Genomic DNA, 2832 nt, shown 5'->3' on the forward strand with positions numbered 1-2832 from the left:
AACCCTTCGCGTTGAACTGCGTCGAATCGACCGTCTCGTACAGGACCTGCTGAGCAGCGGCCATGGCCGCTGCTCAGCAGGTCCTGTACGAGACGGTCGATTCGACGCAGTTCAACGCGAAGGGTTTCTTGCTTGCGGTTTGCGGGACAATAAAGCAGACCTTCCCGAAGGAAGTCGCGGTTGAGTTCGAGGCTGATGATGCAAAGCTTTCGAATGACGTTGCAATGCCGCTGGCGCTGATCCTGAACGAGCTTCTGACCAACGCCATAAAATATGGAACTCCCGACGGAGCCGGCACAATCCGGGTCGGGCTTCGGCGCGATGTCGACGGCTTCCAGGTATTCGTCGAAGACAGCGGTCCCGGCTTTGACCTGGCTTCGGTCCGCGACCGTTCGTCCGGATTGAAGCTGGTTCAGGGCTTGGCGCGGCAGCTGCACGGCAAGCTTGTCGTTACCAAGGAACCGAAGACGCGCTGCAGCATTCGGTTCTCATGAAGCTCTTGCCGGCTCTTCTTCAGTTCCTGGATGGCTCTCGATGACCGAGCTTGCTGCCCCACACGGACGCCGTCGGCCAATCCCAACGAAAGCCGCGTCGGCCGAACCTGTGGCCGCCGCATTGCCCACGCGGATCTTGGTCGTCGAGGACGATTTTCTCATCTCCCTCGAGATGGAGAGCACTCTGACCGCGGCCGGTTTCGAGGTCGTGGTCGTTGGCTCGGGCGAGGAAGCGCTCGATAGCGCAGCTGCGGACCGGCCTGATCTGGTTGTGATGGATATCCGGCTGTCCGGGGCCATGGATGGAATTCAAACCGCCCTGGAGCTGTTTCGAATTTACGGTTTGCGCTCGGTTTTTGCGACCGCGCATTCCGATTCCGACGTTCGCGCCCGGGCAGCACCCGCGGAGCCGCTGGGCTGGCTGTTAACACCTTACACGCCGGCATCCCTGCTCTCAGCCATCCGCTCCGCGCTTAGGTCCGGCAGCTCGTCGGCAGGTTGAAGCGCCGATTCCGCCACCCCTCTGGCGAGCAGCCGCAGCCAGGGCGCGAGGTGGAAGGCAGCCATCAGGAAATACATCGGCGTCATGCCGCTGAGCACGGAGGCTCCGGGCCCGGACATGCACATCGCGTCCGGTCCGCTACCGGCGGCCGTGAGCAACGCCATGACGGCAAAGGTCGGCGCCGCCGCGAGACATAACCAGTCGGCCAGGCCGAATCCGCTCAGGCCTGCCGGGCGAGGGGTGGGATTGTCGATGCTCATGATCTCCACCTTCCAACTGCTCTCAGGAAAGTTCGGCTCTGGCGGCGCGGGCGACGCCGCCAGAGTCGCTTCGCGTTCAGGCGTTCTTGTTGCGAAACGCCGCTTCGCCGGCATCCGAGACCTCGACCCATCGCTGGTCGGGCGCGGCGCCTTCCTCATAGTTGTCGTGCCAGTTCCACCACTTGTAGGTCTGGGTCTGCGGATAGCCCTCGGGCGAATCCTCCCACACCTCCTGGCGGCCGAGCGGGGTGACGTCGAGATAGCTCCACACCGTGCCGAACGCCTCGTCGCCGCGGTTGTTGACGAAATAGGTGCGGAAGATACGGTTGCCGTCATGGATAAAGACGTTGTGGCCGTGCCATTCGTCGACGCCGAAATCCTTGTCCCAGCTGTCGGTGATGGTGTACCAGGGCATCTTCCAGTCCATCCGCTGCTTCAGACGCTGAATGTCGGCCTGCGGCGCTCGGGACGCATAGGCAAGCGTGGTGTCGCGGGCGTTGAGATGGGCGAGGTTGCCGACCATGTCGGCGCCGAGCGAGCAGCCGCGGCAGGCGTGCTCCGGCCAGCCATAGACGCCGGGCTCGAAGAAGGCGCGGTAGATGACCAACTGCCGGCGGCCTTCGAAGAGGTCGAGCAGGCTTGCCTTGCCGTTCGGGCCTTCGAACACATAGTCCTTCTCGACAGGCATCCACGGCATGCGGCGGCGTTCCGCAGCCAGCGCGTCGCGGGCGCGGGTGAGCGCCTTTTCCTTCACCAGCATTTCTTCATACGCGCCTTCCCAGGCTTCCGGCGAAACGACCGGTGGTGTCTTCATGTGTTGGGTCATTGCTCTTGTCCCGTTCTTGCGTTTGGTTGGGGTGACAAGGGAAACTTAGAGCCGGATGGCGCGATGGTGAGAGTTACAAGTGTGGCGCGATTTGATCCGGCAGACCCGGAAGGGGGCATCGGGGCGAGCATTGCATGGACTCGATGATCAATGCCGCCGGCCGCGCGCTCGCGACCGGTGATCCGCTGGGCGCCCTGAAGCGCGTCGCGTTGCGCGACGACGCCCCCGCGCTGGCGCTGCGCGGCATCGCGATGGCGCAGCTCGGCAATTTCGCCAAGGCCAAGGCGCTGCTGAAGAGCGCCGCCCGCGCCTTCAGCCCGAAAGAGGCGGTTGCGCGCGCCCGCTGCGTCGTCGCCGAAGCCGAGATCGCGCTGGTCTCGCGCGATCTCGGCTGGCCGGACAAAGCGTTGCGAGCCGCCCGCACGACGCTTCAAGCGCATGGAGATCGGGTCAACGCCGCCTATGCCGGCAGCCTCGAAGCGCGTCGCCTTGTCCTGATCGGCCGGCTCGACGAAGCCGAGCGGCTGCTTGCCGGCTTCGATCCGGGGCCGTTGCCGCCGGTCGCGCGCGTCGCGCACGAGCTCGCGGCCGCGGGTATCGCGGTCAGGCGCCTGCGGACGAAGGCCGCGCGCGCCGCGCTTGGCCGGGCCGCGCTCGCAGCCTACGAAGCCAATATCCCGGCGCTGAAGGCGGAGGTCGAAAGCGCGTCGCTGGTGCTGAACATGCCCGTCGCGCGGCTCGTGTCGAAGG

Annotated in this window: 4 protein-coding genes and 1 pseudogene; 3 read left to right on the forward strand and 2 right to left on the reverse strand. The window is 65.0% G+C overall.

The features are described 5' to 3' along the window. Positions 1–62 precede the first annotated feature (62 nt). On the forward strand, positions 63–494 hold the full coding sequence (locus EOA49_RS31295) for a sensor histidine kinase (protein WP_127243570.1): 432 nt from the start codon (positions 63–65) through the stop codon (positions 492–494). Positions 495–534: 40 nt separating this feature from the next. Then, positions 535–996, forward strand: coding sequence for a response regulator (locus EOA49_RS31300; protein ID WP_127243571.1), 462 nt, complete (start codon positions 535–537; stop codon positions 994–996). Here the strand turns inward: EOA49_RS31300 and EOA49_RS31305 are convergent. Continuing rightward, complete coding sequence (locus tag EOA49_RS31305; RefSeq protein WP_245460852.1) at positions 927–1256, reverse strand: hypothetical protein; 330 nt, start codon at positions 1254–1256, stop codon at positions 927–929. The genes EOA49_RS31300 and EOA49_RS31305 overlap by 70 nt on opposite strands. Positions 1257–1332: 76 nt before the next feature. Further along, complete coding sequence (locus EOA49_RS31310; RefSeq protein ID WP_067329733.1) at positions 1333–2082, reverse strand: DUF899 family protein; 750 nt, start codon at positions 2080–2082, stop codon at positions 1333–1335. A gap of 134 nt (positions 2083–2216) precedes the next feature. Between EOA49_RS31310 and EOA49_RS31315 the strand changes: the two are divergent. Beyond that, positions 2217–2832, forward strand: a pseudogene (locus EOA49_RS31315) (helix-turn-helix domain-containing protein); the annotation flags it as partial.

It is taken from the genome of Mesorhizobium sp. M1A.F.Ca.IN.020.04.1.1, from assembly GCF_003997315.1.
In the GTDB taxonomy this organism is placed as follows: Bacteria; Pseudomonadota; Alphaproteobacteria; order Rhizobiales; family Rhizobiaceae; genus Mesorhizobium.